Source organism: Blautia massiliensis (ex Durand et al. 2017), from assembly GCF_051861785.1.
GTDB classification, from domain to species: Bacteria; Bacillota; Clostridia; order Lachnospirales; family Lachnospiraceae; genus Blautia_A; species Blautia_A luti_A.
The window spans coordinates 971807-987210 of the sequence record NZ_CP146725.1 but is presented as its reverse complement, the minus strand read 5'-3'; the positions used below and the strand labels follow the sequence as shown (position 1 = coordinate 987210).

Below are 15404 nucleotides of genomic sequence, written 5' to 3'. Positions count from 1 at the left end.
GTCCCGGCTAAAATAATTGGGAATTATCTTGAGTTTGCAAAAAAGAGAAAGAAGTAATCAAAAATTACTGGACAAGAAAAAAAGAAATTTTGAAGACTTAAGGAATTTGTGTTTTGAATTAATTGGAATTGTCCAGAAATATAATTTTAAGAATAGTGTGTTAAATCTGTTGCACATATATTACTTGGAGAGGAGATAAGGTAATTGAAGATAAGGGTGAATAAAATAAATTTTTTTGAGTTTATATATTGTTTTTTCCTAATAAGTCGCCTAACTAGTTATGTGAATGGTTGGGAGCATAGTTTTTATACGCCCATTTCAATTTTGTTCCTTTTAAGTCTTCTTGTTATAAATGTTTATATTAAGAAAAGTGTATTTGGTAAATATGAAAAAGGGATCATTATTGGTTTTACAGTTTGGATTCTATGGGGCATAATTTATGGATGGCTAGGCGCATTAGATAAGATTGCAGTTTATAGTCATATGAGAGAAAGCATTGTCTTTTATGCGAATGTATTCCTAAGTGCAAGAATTGTCAAAACCTATAGTGCAAAAGATAAATTTATTTCCACAAATATAATAATCATTGGTCTGTTTTTATTATGGCGATATATAATTGATTTTAATGGATTAGAAGTATTAAAATACTTATCAAATATGTTTTCAAGTGATGCAGACAGTAGATATAGAATTAGCTACGGATTATATCATTTTAATGCAACGGGTAACTTGTGCTGGTTTTTTCTTATGTCTGTGGGACTACTTCTTGCTAGCTATTATGATAAGAGAAGAAAAATGAGAAAAACAGCAAAAATATTTATTATTCTTGTTTCATGTATAGCGATTCTAATGATGCTATCTACTGGATCTAGAAATGCAATAACATCTACCCTTGTGTTTGTCGGGATGTACTTGTTTATAGTTAGTTGGGAGAAAAATGGAAAAATATGGAGATTTATACAAGCGGTAGTATTGATAATAATAGTCATTGGCTTTATGTGGACAGCGGATATATCTGCGCTGTTATTAAAGTCTAATAGACTTTTTAATTTTACACATAACATTCCTTTGTTGACAAAGTTTAATAGTTGGATAACAGGCCTTGGCTTTGTGGATTCAGGATATTTTGGACTAAAAAACTCTGTTTTTGATTCAATATATGTCGACAATTTCTACTTGTATGTTTTGCTCTCTACAGGAGTTATTGGATGTATAGTATTATTTGTCCCTATGATAAGGTTTGTCATTCATTTTTGCAAGAAAATCGTGCAAAAAAACATGTACAACAAATGTTTAGCGGCTGCACTTTTGACAGTATTATATGCAGCTTTCTTTGAAACAAACTTATTATATCCAATGTTTATTTCAAGTTTTGCCTTATGGACATTGTTTCTGGCTAGAGAAGGGAAAAGAGTAGAAGATGAAAATTAATATTATAGTGCCGTTTGTCGAATTAACAGGAGGAATTAAAATTGCTTTTACATATGCGAATGAATTAGTCCGTCGCGGACATGATGTTGAAATCTATTATCCATTTATTCCATATGCGATGGATATGACTGGCATTAAGTATGTTGAAAAATTTGTGAGATCTATGGCTAAAGGAATTATTCGAGGTAAATGGAAGGTAGATTGGTTTGACTTGAAAGCTCCATATAAACTGGTGTATAGAATTAACAATTTTACAGTTCGAGATGCGGACATAAGCATTGCAACTGCATGGCCGACTGCGTATGATGTGGCAAATCTGAGTAAAGAAAAAGGAAAAAAAGTATACTTTATTCAACATTATGAAACATGGAGTGGCCATAAAGATGTTGTTGATGAATCTTATAAGTTGCCATTGAAGCAGATAGTTATTGCTGGATGGCTTAAGCAGTTAATGGTGAATCAGTTTAAACAAAGCAAAGTTGATATTGTATATAATGGTATTGATTTAAATGAATTTTATCCAAGATTTGATAAGAAATATGATAATAAAACAATCAAAGTTTTACTTTTAGCACATCCTATTGACTTGAAGGGAATGAAAGATGGAATTGAAGTATTTGAAAGGTTAAAAAATAAGTACCCGATTCGTTTAATCATGTTTGGTACTGGAAAATTTGATGGAATTCCAAGTTATGCGGAGTTTCACTGTTCTCCTTCGAAGTCAGAACTTCGTGAGCTATATGCAACATCAGATATATATCTTTTTCCAAGCTGGTCGGAAGGATGGGGACTTACCGTAATAGAGGCAATGGCATGTAAATGCGCTATTGTTGGAAATAGAGTTGGTTGTTTAATAGATATTGGACGTCATGAAGATACGGCAATGTTATCTGACGCACATGACTTAAATACACTTGAAAATAATCTTGAAAAAGTAATATCTGATTGTGTTTTACGAAAGAAAATTTCGGAAAATGGATATGAGGAAAGTAAAAGATTTGAGTGGAAAAAATCTTTTGATAGATTTGAAGAAATTCTACTAAGGGAGAGTGAAAAATCGAATGAATATTGGCATAAATGAGGGATTGGTGTCGGTAATTGTGCCAGTACATAATGGGGAAAGAACTATAAAACGTTGCGTTGACAGTATATTAAATCAGAATTATCGAGATATAGAGATAATATTAGTCGACGATAATTCGACTGATTTAACATATGATATTTTACAAGATTTAAAAAATAAACACGCAAATATTGTTTGTATAAAGTTGACGGGTGGATCAAAGGGCGTTTCCTATGCGAGAAATATTGGTTTGAGAGCTGCAAAAGGTAAATATATAGGATTTGTAGATGCGGATGATTTTATTTCTGAAAATATGTATCAGGTTATGGTGTCAAAAATCTGTTCCTTAGATTCTGATATTGTGGTCTGCGCTTATTCGTTTGTATATGACAATTATCAAGTAGTAAATCCTACAAAATACCTTGGCTCTGAATATGAAGCCGTTTTTTCCTCAGAAGCGGCAATTTTAGAGTTAACGAAAATGCATAATGCTAGATTTACGGGACATGTATGGGATAAGCTTTATAAAAAGGAAGTCATTGGTGATATTAATTTTGTGGAAGGAATTCATTGCTATGAAGATACATTGTTTAATGTTGAAGTGATGATTAAGGCAAAACGAATCGATTTTTTTAATGATTCGTTATACTCCTATTACATTAATTCGAATAGTGTAACAAATAGTCAATACAGTGATAAAATATTTAGCAGTATTCAGGCACTTAAGAAGATGGAGAATCTTGATTTCATAAAGAAAAATAGAGTATTGAGTATGGCAATTCAAAGTAGAATTTTTAAAGAATGTATAGCGCAATCATATATGAGCTCGGCGAGTCCGAAATGCGAGGAATATATTGAACAATTTAAAAAGATTGTGCTTGACAGAATCAAGGCTTTTGGCATGCCTAAATTAACATTTAAAGAAAAAGTGCAGATTCTTTTACTTGTATATAGTAAAACACTATTTAAATGTATTGTCCAAAGAAAGAGGAAAAAATATGAAATGCGCAATACTAACATTATACATGAATAAATTGTAACATGATGTGTAAAGAGTAAAATACAATGAGTAGATAGGAAATAATATGAAAACAGTTTGTAATGAAAATCAATGCACAGGCTGTATGGCTTGCATAGATATATGTGCGAAGAAAGCCATACACATTGTTGATGCTATTGATGCTTTTAATGCAGTGATTGATGAGGATACATGTATTAATTGCGGTATGTGTGAGAAAGTATGTCAACAAAAGAACTTACCGCAATTACGTTCACCGATTATTTGGAAACAAGGTTGGGCATATGACGCTAAAACTCGAATGAAGTCTGCATCTGGTGGAATTGGCAAGAACATTTATAGAAAGAGGTGGAAAAGTTTGTAACTGCCTTTTCCAAAAGGGAGACTTTGTTTTTGATATAGTAGAAGATGTGAACAGATTGAATTGTTTTGCGGGGTCAAAATATATTAAAAGTAATCCGATAGGCATTTATAAGACTATGTTGATCGAGAACTATTAAATAAAAGCATGAGTTCATTAGTGACGATGTACTCACGGATGGCATGGAAAAGTTTGAATAGAGAAGAACAAAGAAAATATAAAAAGGATTTTATAAAGCTGATGAATCAATATCGTTCTTTTTCGTCGATAAAGCAGCTTATAAAAAGGATGATATGTAAAATATACTGGATAGCTGTTTAAAAGGACAATTACATAACGTAGTGTATTAATGACGATTTATGCAAAAATTACGGAAGGAGTTGAGAAAGAATGAAAAACCAAAGATCTATTGGTGTCAATGCGGGACTTAACATGATTAGAACAGCATGTCAGGTAATTTTTCCATTGATTACATTTCCGTATGTATCGCGAGTTCTTCATGTTGAAAATATAGGAATTTACAATTTCTGCCAATCTGTTATTTCTTACTTTTCATTGCTGGCAGGTTTAGGAATTAGCACTTACGCTATCCGGGAGGGAGCAAGATATCGAGACGATGAAGAAAAGATGTCATTATTTGCTTCCGAAGTTTTTTCAATTAATTTCATTTCGACAGTTCTTTCATATCTAATTTTAGGAGCCTGCATCTTATTGATTCCAAGATTTGGTCAATACAGTAAAATAATGGCAGCACTAAGTATAAGTATAATATTTACACTGGTTGGAAGTGAATGGATATTTCAAATTTATGAGGATTATAAATATATCACAATTCGAGGTATCCTGTTTCAATGTATTTCGTTAATACTTATGTTTGCATTCGTTAAGAATAGTAGCGATTTGTTTGCTTATGTATGGATTACAATTATATCAATCAGTGGTGCTAATATACTCAATGCTATTTCGAGAAGAAAATATTGCAAGATAAGACTTGTTATTAATGCAAAAGTTCTAACGCATTTGTCTCCAATACTAGTTTTGTTTGCAACAACAGTGGCAACAACAATATATACGAATGCAGATACTACAATGCTTGGATTTCTTTCAGGAAATAAATCTGTTGGATTGTATTCTGTTTCCACCAAAATCTATACTATTGTAAAACAAATGTTGGCTGCAATTATTATTGTTTCAATTCCGAGATTATCTGCTTATCTGGGAGAAAAAAAAATAGACGATTTTAATAAAACTGCAAACCAAATTTTAAATGCACTTGTTGTTATTGTTGTTCCAGCAATGGTTGGAATGGTCGCATTAAGTAGAAACATAGTTTTTATTATCGCAGGACAAGAATATGTTGATGCAAACATCTCGCTCAAGATTCTTTCCGTTGCATTGTTTTTTAGCATTTTTAGCTGGTTTTATACATCGTGCATTTTAATACCGTATAGAAGTGAAAATAAGGTTTTGATGGCAACGATCGTTGCAGCACTTGTTAATATTGGATTGAATTTTATTCTTATTCCAACATTCCATCAGAATGCTGCAGCATTTACTACGGTTATTGCAGAGTTATTGTCAATGGTTATAACATGGTGGTATGGAAGAAAGTATTTTAAGGTTAGTTTTCTTAAAAAGGACATTGGTTCCGTTGCTATAGGTTGCATGGCAATATGGATTATATGTTCTATGACAGAGAAATATATTAGTTCAGTATTAATTTCTACATTTTTTTCAGTAATTGCCTCTGTTGTTGCCTATATGCTTGTACTTTTAATAATGAAGAATCAAGCGGTAAAATTGGTTTTAGAGATACTTCATGTCAAAAAATGATTTTGTTTTTTTGATTACACGCATTCATTGGGACCACATTTTGGGGTCAGACCGTGCGTCCAGCTAAGGGTATATAGTCCGGTGGGTGGAATCCACACCAAATAAGCTGCTAACCACAGCATTTGAAGCGAGTCTTGAGTCTGTTGCGGTAACGTTGCAGGCTAAGCGTAGACAGCAAGATAACAGGGATAGCTATTGAGCACCGAAATCCCAAAGTCACCAGAGGGTCGACATCGTGGTTTGGATGGAAGACAACATATGTATTTATCGTTATGGTGAGATTTTACACACATCTGCGGCGTTGGTTAAAACTATTCATGTTATACAGGGATATATATATCAATTGGAGGTAAACGATAGAACCTGAGTACCTTGACAAATATCAGGCCGCTTTTAGCGGCCATATTATTTTTCAACTGCTTTCTTAGGCTTCCGGATATGTTCAGGCAAAGACGCAGACCATGGCAGAAGTTCCGTTAGAAAGTCAGTGCTTTTATCCTCTGCATGCTTTGGGATCTCTGTCAGCAGATATTCAAAATAAGCATAAGGCTTCAGATCATTCGCTTTTGCTGTTTCTGCGATACTGTAGATGATTGCTGAACTTGTTGCTCCGTTGATCGTATCAATCATCTCCCAGTTCTTCTTTCCAATACAGAAACCTCGGATTGCACGTTCACTGGCGTTATTATCGATCGGAACATCACCATCGTCCAGAAACACTCTAAGATACCGTTCCTGATTTAAAGCGTAGGTAAAAGCTTCCTTTGTTTTTCCGCTTTTTGGAACTTTAGTCTCATTTTGTTTTAGGTACGCAAAGAAAGCATCCACTAGTGGTTTCACCACCAGCTGACGCTGGGCAAGCCTTTCTTCTGATGAAAGACCTGCTAGTTTTCCTTCTTCCCGGTAAATGGCTTGTATCTGTTTTATAAACAGATGCAGGATAGATTCTTTCTGATGCGCTTTCGGGATGACTTCTAACGCGTCATAGAAGCGACGTCTGCAGTGAACCCAGCAGCCGGCAATCCTCAGATCTTCACGCTCTTTTTCAAGCGTATGATATACCTGGTATCCATCCGTAACACAGATCCCAGTGTAATCCTTTAAAAAATTTCTGGGATGTGATGCATTACGCGTCTTCTGGTATTCATAGAGGACGATCTGACGCTCCGGATACATAAACCCTGACCGGTAGACCCACATATAACTCTTGCTTCCGGCAGAACGTCCGTCTTTATTGACGAGGACCGGAGTTTCATCGGCCTGTATTACGTGACAATCATACAAAAGCTTATGTAGATGGTCATACAAAACTCCCAGATATTCTTCCCCCAGCCGGATCATCCAGTTTGCCATGTTCTGTCTGGTTATGGCAAGACCATACCGCTCGAATTCCTTTTCAAGACGATACAACGGCACCGCATTTACATATTTACCGTTTATGATTGCTGCTGCGAGGGACGGTGAAACAAGACTTCCACGAAGCAGATTCCGAGGATGAGGAGCCTTTACCATATGTTCATCAAGCTTGCTTGAATACACACCGATATGATGTTCTTCTATTTCGACGCGGGCCGGAACAAATTTATAGCACCTTGAGACTGCATCTGGAAGCTGTTTCCATCCATTCTCACCGAATTCAGCAGTCAGTTCCTCTTTGCTCATGTAATGATCGATACGGTTGACAGGAAGGGATGCTATGTCGGCAGCTTTTTTTCCAGGCTGTTTTTTCTTCTTTGGCATTTTCACTTCCAGATCATCTGGTTCTGGTGCATCCAGGTCACAGACAGCTTCTGCCTCATTAAAGAACACAATCGTTCCATCAACCTCCATAAAACAAATCTGTTCTGGATCGGACATCTTTTCACTGGATCTTCCGAAACGGTTCTTTTTGGAGAGGATCAGTTGTTCCATCATCAGCTGCATCTTATCATTTAATGACTGTGTCTGTCCTGTCAGTTCTTCCATCTGTTCCTGCATTCCCAGGAATAGATGGATCAACAATTCTTTGTCAAGTTTATTCAGTTGTTCTTCTGTGTACTTAAATGCCATAACCGGAACTCCTGTCTTTATACTGGTTCTGATTATAACAGATTTTTTGTATTACCGCCAATTCCGGTCATTAGCTTCTTCAGCATAATGACGGTGGATAATACATCTGAAAAGCTGTTGTTTTACAGCATTTCAGATGTATTATCCACAACAGACAAACCAGCTCTTTGCTGATGCATCCTGCCTGGTCTGCCTGTTTGTGGACAACCTTTAGGTTTGAGTGGACAGCCTCTGTTCAGATGTCTTTTTGACTTTTTTATTTTCAGCATTCTGCACAAACTATATGATACTTGGCGTTTCTTTTAACTCTTCAATTGGATACCGGGCAACAATCTCAAGTCCCTGCATCAACATACGATACTGGTCTTTAGTGATAGACATTGCTTCATCTGCAGAGCGCGGCCATCGGAACGCACCATTATCAAGCCTTTTGTACATAAGAAGGAATCCATCTCCTTCCCATAGTAAAGCTTTGATACGGTCAGATCTTCTTCCACAAAACAAAAATAATGTATTTTTATCATATGGATCACGTTTGAACTGAAAACGCACGATTGTTGCCAGGCCATCAATCCCGCGCCTGAGATCTGTGAATCCCATGGCAAGATATACTTTTTTGAAACCGGAAGCATCCGCATCATTCAACATGGCTGAATGCCCCTATAAGATGACGCAGCATTTCCGGTGACACACCAGAAAATATTTCTGCTGAAAGTCCCTTAGTATTTTTAATTCGTATTAAAGGAGCTGTATCATCGGAAGTAACGGTTTGCGGAATTTTGGGAAGTTCGGTTGAAGCAGTCGTTGGAACTGGTAATTCTACAAAAGCAGTAGCAGCCGTCCCCTGTACCTGCTCCAGACATACTTCACGGACACGACGAAGACGGTAGTAATAGTTTGCTTTTGTAAGATTATTCTGGGCACACCAGGTTTCAACATCCATTCCCTTCGGTCGACTTTGGCAGTTGCGGATCTGCTCTGCCCACTGTTGGAGTCTGACCTGCTGAGCCACAAGGCTGGTTTGTATAGCCATAACATTCCTCCTGATCATAGCAAGTTAAAAAAGTTGAGTACTAAACTTTTTTGACTATTTGATTTTGTTGAATATAATTATGGCACGAGTTTACAGGTATGAAAAGGTACTTAGGTTCTACCGTTTACTTTTGAGGCGCTTACGCATAATGTGCTGTTTGCGTCTGACGAGAGTTAATTTTACAGGAAGTTAAGAGTTCTGTGATATAAAGTAATATTGGTATTGTAAAATAGCAAAATGCTCAGATCCCCCACAAAGGATCTGAGCATTTTCAACATTTTCAATACGAACTATTTCTTCTGTAATTTCAGCACGTCCTCAAGAGAAAGGCCTGAAAATCTGGAGATGTCTTCAGGGGAAAATCTTGGATCCTGAAGCATACGCTGTGCTGTCAGCATAGCTTGTTCCTGAAGGCCTTCTGTGCGGCCTTCCGCAAGTCCGGCAGTACGGCCTTCGGCACGTGCATCATCGCACATTTCCTGAACAGCCTGACACATATTAACACTCCCTTCTGTTTCTGTGAAACGTAAGTTGATACCGGTTATGGAGTCGATGACCCGGGCTGCTTTGAGCTCGAGTGAGCGGAAACCGGGGCTCTTTGAGGTAAGCTCCTGGAGCTTCCGTTTATCTTTGGAATATTTGATGAAGAGCATGACTTCTTTGAGATTACTCTGGAGTTTATCAAGTTCTTCATCCTTTATCTCGGCAGGTGAGAAGAGATTGATCCGGTAATCCGGGACCATGGAAAGAATTTCGGGGTCCTGGACAGAGAGCATTTCGTGGAGGCTCCTGGGAGCGTTCCAGGTGTCGGAACCGAAGTACACGACCGTGGTTATGACCGGGATGAGCTGGTCATCCTTGTAGAAACCGGTGAGATATTCTCCGGATGTGGAAGGCCATTGCTTTGCTTCTCTGTGGGACCTGGCGGAATTTTCTACCTGCCCTGCGTATTCTAATGCATCATAGACCATGTTCTTGACCGGCATTGCGTAGTGCGCTTCCGACTGGTTCTCAATCCCCAGGAGAAGGTAGATCCTGGAATCATCATGCATAACATTAAGAGATTTGAATTCGTCCCGGAATTTCTGGACAGGAACTTCTGAAGTGCCGGATCCGTAGGGGACAGCAAGAGCTGTGGTATCCAGTGGATGAAGAGTGTCAGGGTCTATGACGTTTTTTCCTTTGTACAGCATATGGTTGAACACATCCGCAAAAACGCGGTTGTCAGCCATGTAATCTTTGGTGATGGTATCCTTTGTACCCATAGGTTTCACCACCTTCGATCTGTTTATGTGATCAGAGTAGTTTATTATCTGATTCAGTTACAGGGTATCATACATTTGGGTGTTTGAGAAGCGGATATCTGATATTTTATCATTTTTGTAGCTTGCGGAGACAACATTCTTACATAAGATTTACCGGGATTTTACAGTGGCTTCTTGCCAGCTGCCCTTTTCCGGTGTTAAAATAACAGTATCAATGAAAGAACAGGGAGAATGAAATCAATGTACGATTATCTTATCGTAGGTGCCGGTCTTTACGGTGCGGTTTTTGCACAGGAGGCGAAGCGTGCCGGGAAGTCAGTGCTTGTGATCGACAAGCGTCCGCATATTGCGGGAAATGTATATACAGAGAAGGTGGAAGGAATCAACGTGCATAAATACGGTGCACATATTTTCCATACCAATAATAAGAAGGTCTGGGATTATATCACCCGGTTTGCCACCTTCAATCGTTTTACCAACAGTCCGGTTGCCAATTATCACGGGGAGCTGTACAGTCTTCCGTTTAATATGTATACCTTTAACAGGATGTGGGGCGTGGTGACTCCGGAGGAGGCTGCGGCAAAGATCGAGGAGCAGCGGCAGGCTGCAGGGATCACGGAACCCTCGAATCTGGAGGAACAGGCTATCAGCCTTGTAGGTACGGATATTTATGAGAAGCTGATCAAGGGCTATACGGAGAAGCAGTGGGGACGTCCGTGTACGGAGCTTCCTGCTTTTATCATCAAGAGGCTTCCGGTGCGTCTGACCTTTGACAATAACTATTTCAATGCGTTGTACCAGGGAATCCCGGTGGGTGGTTATACGAAGATGGTTGCCAATCTGCTGGACGGTATCGAGGTACGGCTGAATGAGGATTATCTGGAGAAAAAAGAGCAGTACGATGCAATGGCGGAGAAAGTGATCTACACAGGTGCCATTGACGCGTATTTTGACTATAAGCTGGGTACTCTGGAGTATCGTTCCGTGCGTTTTGAGAATGAGACACTGGATAAACCTAATTTCCAGGGAAATGCAGCAGTGAATTATACGGATGTGGAGACTCCGTGGACCCGTATCATCGAGCATAAATGGTTTGAGTTCGGAAAGGATGAGGAGGGTAATGATCTTCCGATAACGGTGATCAGCCGGGAATACAGTTCTGAGTGGAAGCCGGGAGATGAGCCGTATTATCCGGTCAATGATGAGAAGAACGGAGTGCTTTACGGACAGTATAAGGAGCTTGCAGAGAAGGAACCGAAGGTGATCTTCGGCGGCCGTCTTGGCGAATATAAATATTATGACATGGATGCGGTGATCGCTTCTGCGCTGGATATGTGTGAGCGGGAGCTTGCATAAAAAAGATACTGGATATAACTAATGATAAGATCCTCTTATATTTCGGAGCCAAGGCAAAAGAGAAATATAAGGGGATTTTATGCATAGAATGGCAGTGAGATTTTTTGAGGGAGGAAAGAGCAATGAAAAGGTGCAAAGGTGTGCTTCTGACAGGAATGCTGGTGCTGAGTATGAGTGTTCCGGTGTATGCGGACAAGTCGGTTGTGGTGAAGGTGGAAGCTCCGGCAGATACCACAGATTATTATATGACGGTGGATTCCGGTGGAGTTGGTGTGGATATCTATCCGTCCACCGACGGAAAAGGTGAAAAGCTCAATGATAAGACGGTAAGGGATGGTACTGTCCTGCATATCGAAGGGGAGACAGAGAAGAATGGTGAGACCTGGGGATATACAGAGTATAATGGCAGATACGGTTATGTGCCGCTGGAGGAGCTGCGGCCCTCAAAGGATGCGGAGCTGGCGAAGGCCGGAATCGCAGGGAGCACGGAGAAAGAGACTTCTGCAGTGAATCAGGGAAACGCATCCGATACGCAGGATTCCGCAGCCGGCGAGACTCAGGGGGAAGCAGCAGGGACGGACAATACAGGCAGCTCTCAGGTTCAGAATGGCGAAGGACAGGGAACGTCTGCAGGGACGGACAATACAGGCAGCTCTCAGGCTCAGAATGGCGAAGGACAGGGAGCGTCTGCAGGGACGGCCAGCACAGGGAGTTCTCAGGCTCAGAGAGGCGAAGTCCAGGGACCGCCTGCAGCGGATGGAACAACAGAAGGTGGGGAATCGGATGAAGCTGTCACCAAGCCGGTCAATGGCACAGCTGCGACATCCTTTAAAGAAGAAAATTCCTGGTATAAAAGTCCGTTTATCTGGATCGGGATCGCAACAGCACTTGCAGTAATCGGAATTCTGGGTTATCATTTGAAGAAACGTTAACAGATAAACCAGATCAATATAAGAAAAGTGGAGAATTTTGTGAAGAGATTACAGCTTGTCAGGAAGAAATTACTGCCGCTTCTTCTGTGTGTGGCAGTTGCGGGCAGCCAGGTTCCGGTCATGGCAGCCGACGTGGGAGGCTACAGTGATTCTGCGGAAGGCTTCAATGAAGAATGGTCAGAAGATACACAGACGCAGTCGGCGGAAGCAGAGGATACGACGGAGACCGCAGAAGGGAATACCACAGAGAACACCACAGGGAATACCACAGAGAACACCGGTATCCCGGATGAACAGACAGAGGATATTGCAGAGGCAGCCGACGGGGATTCCGAGGATATAGCCTTGCAGAGTTCAAGGGAGGATACAGAAACTCCCGAAATATCAGAAGGATTGTCTTCAAATTCCCAGGAGGATACCTTTGGTGACGGTGAGGAGAGCTTCGGGGATGCCTCAGACAGTGGTGAGTCCGGCATCGAATATATCAAGGGCCGTCCGCTTACGGAGGAAGAGGAGCAGGAACAGCTGGCACCCTTTGATAATCTGACCTCTTATTCCACCGCCGTGGAGATCGGAAATGATGTGGATGAGGTACCGATGGGAAGAGCTGCGGCCTATCCGTCCTATTATAATGCAGCGGATCAGGGATATGTCAGTTCCGTAAAGAATCAGGAGCCCTACGGTATGTGCTGGGCATTTGGAATGGCCTCTCTTCTGGAAACTTCGTTTCTGACCCAGGGCCTTGGAACTTATGATCTGTCGGAAGAGCATCTGGCGTATTTTTTTGCAAACAGAAAGAATGACCCGCTTGGAAATACCTACGGGGATGTCAATAAGCATATGGGAACAGATGATAAAGGAAACGCAGATTATCATGAGGGCGGAAATGATCTTCTGGCTTCCATGTTTCTGAGTACCTGGTCCGGAATGACAACAGAAGGGGATGTGCCGCTGGCAACAGATTCCACGCATACACAGAAAACCGGTGTGACTCCGGCGGCATCCAAGGCGTACAATGCAGCTGCTTATCTGAAAAATGCCTATTTTTCCGATTATTCCGTAAATGCCATGAAGAAGCTTCTGGTTGCAAATAATTCAGTTACTGTGATGTATAATGCACAGAATGCCTATTACAATGCAAGTACAGCGGCCTATTCCTATCCTACCAGCACCAAGAACGTGAATCATGTAGTTACAGTGGTGGGGTGGGATGACAATTATTCTGCAAAGAATTTCCGGGCATCTTCCAAGGTAAAGGGAGACGGAGCCTGGATCGTCAAGAACAGCTGGGGTACAGGCTGGGGAAAATCCGGATATTTTTATATGTCCTATGAGGATAAGTCTGTCAGTGAGCTGGTTGCGGCTACGGCTGTCAATACACCGAAATATAGAAACAATTATTTTTATGACGGAACGTCGGGCCTTGGTTCTATCCGCATGTATGCAGGGGAACAGCTGTCTACGGTTTTTCGTGCCAGTGCAGGAAACGGAAAAGCGGAATCGCTTGGCGAGGTGACTCTCAGCTCCATGTCTGCCAATAATTCCTATACTGTGCAGGTATACACAAATCTGAAGGATGCCAGTGACCCTACCAGTGGAACACCGGCATATTCCACACCGGTTTCCTGCAGTCAGCCGATGGCTGGGGTTATGACCTTTCAGATCCCGGAGGTTCTGCTCAGCCAGAACAGTCTGTATTCTATTGTGGTGACAAATGCAGGAAGCACATATATAAAATACTGTGTGGAGGCAGAGGTCAGTTATGGCTGGTGCAGCTTTTCTCCGTCTATCGTATCCGGTCAGAGCTTTCTGCGATATAACGCGGAGGATACCTGGATGGATGCGGTTGAATTTAATCCATCGGTAACGCCGAGGATCAAGGCGCATACCAGGACTCTGAGCAGTGCGGCCAGGATGCAGCTTTCTTCCTCTGAGATAAGTCTGTATTCCGGAGATCAGAAAACACTGAATGCTTCGGCTACCAGATCCGAGATGGATGCTTCCGGCATTGTCTGGGAAAGCTCAGATACCAGTGTGGCTGCTGTAAATGGAAGCGGCGTTGTTACTGCAAAAAATCCGGGAACAGCAACCATAACCTGCTACGGAAAAAATGCCAGGGGGATCCGGGCTGCCTGTAAGGTTACGGTGAAGCTTCGTCAGACAACAGGTGTAAAACTGGTTTCCAAGGCATTTAACAGGATACGGATCTCCTGGAAAGCAGTTCCCGGCTGCAATCGTTATGCTATCTATCGCTGGGATGAAAGCGGAAATTCAAAAAAAATGGCAACTGTGACAGCAGATGTAGTGACCTGGCAGGATACTGCAGTGAAAACAGGAAGCACTTATACGTATCGAATCCGGGCTTCTTATGTACGTTCCGGAAAGAAGACTGTTTATGGAGCCGCATCTTCGCCGTTATCAGCAAAAGCGGAGCTGGGGAAGGCCCGTGCAGTGGCTGAAGCTGTCAGCGGACCATGTAACCGGGTATCCTGGAAGAAGGTTTCCGGAGCCAGTGGCTATCATATCTGCCGGAAGCTCCAGGGGAAAAGCTGGGTTCGGATCGGAACCGTGAACAACAAAGTATTATCCTGGCAGGACACGGAGATTGAAGGAATCACCTCCTACGCTTATGCTGTGAGGCCCTATAAGAATGTAGACGGAAAAAAAGTTTTCGGAGGATATCAGGCAAGCAGCTATATCCTGTCCTATCCGGAACTTCAGAAGATATCCAGTGTCAGGAAGACCTCCAGGGGGCTGAAGATCTGCTGGAAAGCGCAGAAGAAAGCAGATTGCTATCAGATTTACCGTAAGACCGGAAAGGGTTCATGGAAAAAGATCAGTACAGTTTCCGGAGGCAGCAGCTCCTCCTTTGAGGATAAGACCGCAAAAAAGGGAACAACGTATTACTATGCGGTGCGTGCAGGGATAAAAACCTCCGGTGGAAAAGTACTCTGCGGAGGATATGCCGCAAAAGCAGCAAAGAGATAAACGTGTCAAAATATAAAATGCCCGGATCTGGAATGTTTCAATCCAGATCCGGGCGTTTTATGTTTTGGTTGAATA

12 protein-coding genes are annotated in these 15404 nt (G+C 41.1%); 8 read left to right on the top strand and 4 right to left on the bottom strand.

The genetic code is table 11. From position 1 onward, the window contains the following. Positions 1–204: 204 nt before the first annotated feature. The 5 genes from V9W66_RS04720 to V9W66_RS04700 all read left to right on the top strand — a co-directional run bounded on the left by V9W66_RS04720 (position 205) and on the right by V9W66_RS04700 (position 5706). Positions 205–1431 (top strand): O-antigen ligase family protein, encoded by a 1227-nt coding sequence (locus tag V9W66_RS04720; protein WP_144095475.1) that lies wholly within the window; start codon positions 205–207, stop codon positions 1429–1431. After that, positions 1421–2512, top strand: coding sequence for a glycosyltransferase family 4 protein (locus tag V9W66_RS04715; protein WP_144095473.1), 1092 nt, complete (start codon positions 1421–1423; stop codon positions 2510–2512). Before V9W66_RS04720 ends, V9W66_RS04715 begins: the two co-directional genes overlap by 11 nt. Then, positions 2493–3527 carry a glycosyltransferase gene (locus V9W66_RS04710; protein ID WP_144095471.1) on the top strand — a complete coding sequence of 345 codons (1035 nt, stop codon included), beginning with the start codon at positions 2493–2495 and terminating at the stop codon, positions 3525–3527. Before V9W66_RS04715 ends, V9W66_RS04710 begins: the two co-directional genes overlap by 20 nt. Positions 3528–3579: 52 nt before the next feature. Further along, the gene (locus V9W66_RS04705) at positions 3580–3876 is read left to right on the top strand and encodes an NADH-quinone oxidoreductase subunit I (RefSeq protein ID WP_144095469.1); all 297 of its coding nucleotides are present in this window, start codon (positions 3580–3582) and stop codon (positions 3874–3876) included. Between the two features lie 387 nt (positions 3877–4263). Next, positions 4264–5706, top strand: coding sequence for a flippase (locus V9W66_RS04700; RefSeq protein WP_144095467.1), 1443 nt, complete (start codon positions 4264–4266; stop codon positions 5704–5706). Positions 5707–6111: 405 nt separating this feature from the next. Here the strand turns inward: V9W66_RS04700 and tnpC are convergent, their stop codons facing one another. The 4 genes from tnpC to V9W66_RS04680 all read right to left on the bottom strand — a co-directional run bounded on the left by tnpC (position 6112) and on the right by V9W66_RS04680 (position 10053). Beyond that, a complete protein-coding gene (gene tnpC / locus V9W66_RS04695) occupies positions 6112–7755 on the bottom strand; it encodes an IS66 family transposase (RefSeq protein WP_302233058.1) in 1644 nt (547 codons plus the stop codon). Between the two features lie 279 nt (positions 7756–8034). Beyond that, positions 8035–8403 (bottom strand): IS66 family insertion sequence element accessory protein TnpB, encoded by a 369-nt coding sequence (gene tnpB / locus V9W66_RS04690; protein ID WP_439362837.1) that lies wholly within the window; start codon positions 8401–8403, stop codon positions 8035–8037. Then, positions 8393–8788 (bottom strand): IS66 family insertion sequence element accessory protein TnpA, encoded by a 396-nt coding sequence (gene tnpA, locus V9W66_RS04685; RefSeq protein ID WP_118516239.1) that lies wholly within the window; start codon positions 8786–8788, stop codon positions 8393–8395. The genes tnpB and tnpA overlap by 11 nt, the downstream gene beginning before the upstream one ends. Positions 8789–9078: 290 nt before the next feature. Next, the gene (locus tag V9W66_RS04680) at positions 9079–10053 is read right to left on the bottom strand and encodes an Rpn family recombination-promoting nuclease/putative transposase (protein ID WP_144093182.1); all 975 of its coding nucleotides are present in this window, start codon (positions 10051–10053) and stop codon (positions 9079–9081) included. Between the two features lie 240 nt (positions 10054–10293). Here V9W66_RS04680 and glf point away from each other — a divergent pair, with 240 nt between their 5' ends. The 3 genes from glf (at position 10294) to V9W66_RS04665 (ending at position 15329) form a co-directional block, all read left to right on the top strand. Beyond that, positions 10294–11409, top strand: a complete 1116-nt coding sequence (glf, locus tag V9W66_RS04675) for a UDP-galactopyranose mutase (protein ID WP_144093180.1) — start codon at positions 10294–10296, stop codon at positions 11407–11409. A gap of 122 nt (positions 11410–11531) precedes the next feature. Beyond that, positions 11532–12341, top strand: coding sequence for a hypothetical protein (locus V9W66_RS04670; protein WP_144093178.1), 810 nt, complete (start codon positions 11532–11534; stop codon positions 12339–12341). Positions 12342–12380: 39 nt separating this feature from the next. Beyond that, positions 12381–15329: a C1 family peptidase gene (locus tag V9W66_RS04665; protein WP_144093176.1), complete on the top strand. Its 2949-nt coding sequence runs from the start codon at positions 12381–12383 to the stop codon at positions 15327–15329. Positions 15330–15404: the final 75 nt, after the last annotated feature.

Coding starts and splice junctions, on each gene's coding strand:
- V9W66_RS04715 (WP_144095473.1), top strand. CDS start 1,421: ATGAAAATTAATATTATAGTGCCGTTTGTCGAATTAACAGGAGGAATT.
- V9W66_RS04710 (WP_144095471.1), top strand. CDS start 2,493: ATGAATATTGGCATAAATGAGGGATTGGTGTCGGTAATTGTGCCAGTA.
- V9W66_RS04705 (WP_144095469.1), top strand. CDS start 3,580: ATGAAAACAGTTTGTAATGAAAATCAATGCACAGGCTGTATGGCTTGC.
- V9W66_RS04700 (WP_144095467.1), top strand. CDS start 4,264: ATGAAAAACCAAAGATCTATTGGTGTCAATGCGGGACTTAACATGATT.
- tnpC (WP_302233058.1), bottom strand. CDS start 7,755: ATGGCATTTAAGTACACAGAAGAACAACTGAATAAACTTGACAAAGAA.
- tnpB (WP_439362837.1), bottom strand. CDS start 8,403: ATGTTGAATGATGCGGATGCTTCCGGTTTCAAAAAAGTATATCTTGCC.
- tnpA (WP_118516239.1), bottom strand. CDS start 8,788: ATGGCTATACAAACCAGCCTTGTGGCTCAGCAGGTCAGACTCCAACAG.
- V9W66_RS04680 (WP_144093182.1), bottom strand. CDS start 10,053: ATGGGTACAAAGGATACCATCACCAAAGATTACATGGCTGACAACCGC.
- glf (WP_144093180.1), top strand. CDS start 10,294: ATGTACGATTATCTTATCGTAGGTGCCGGTCTTTACGGTGCGGTTTTT.
- V9W66_RS04670 (WP_144093178.1), top strand. CDS start 11,532: ATGAAAAGGTGCAAAGGTGTGCTTCTGACAGGAATGCTGGTGCTGAGT.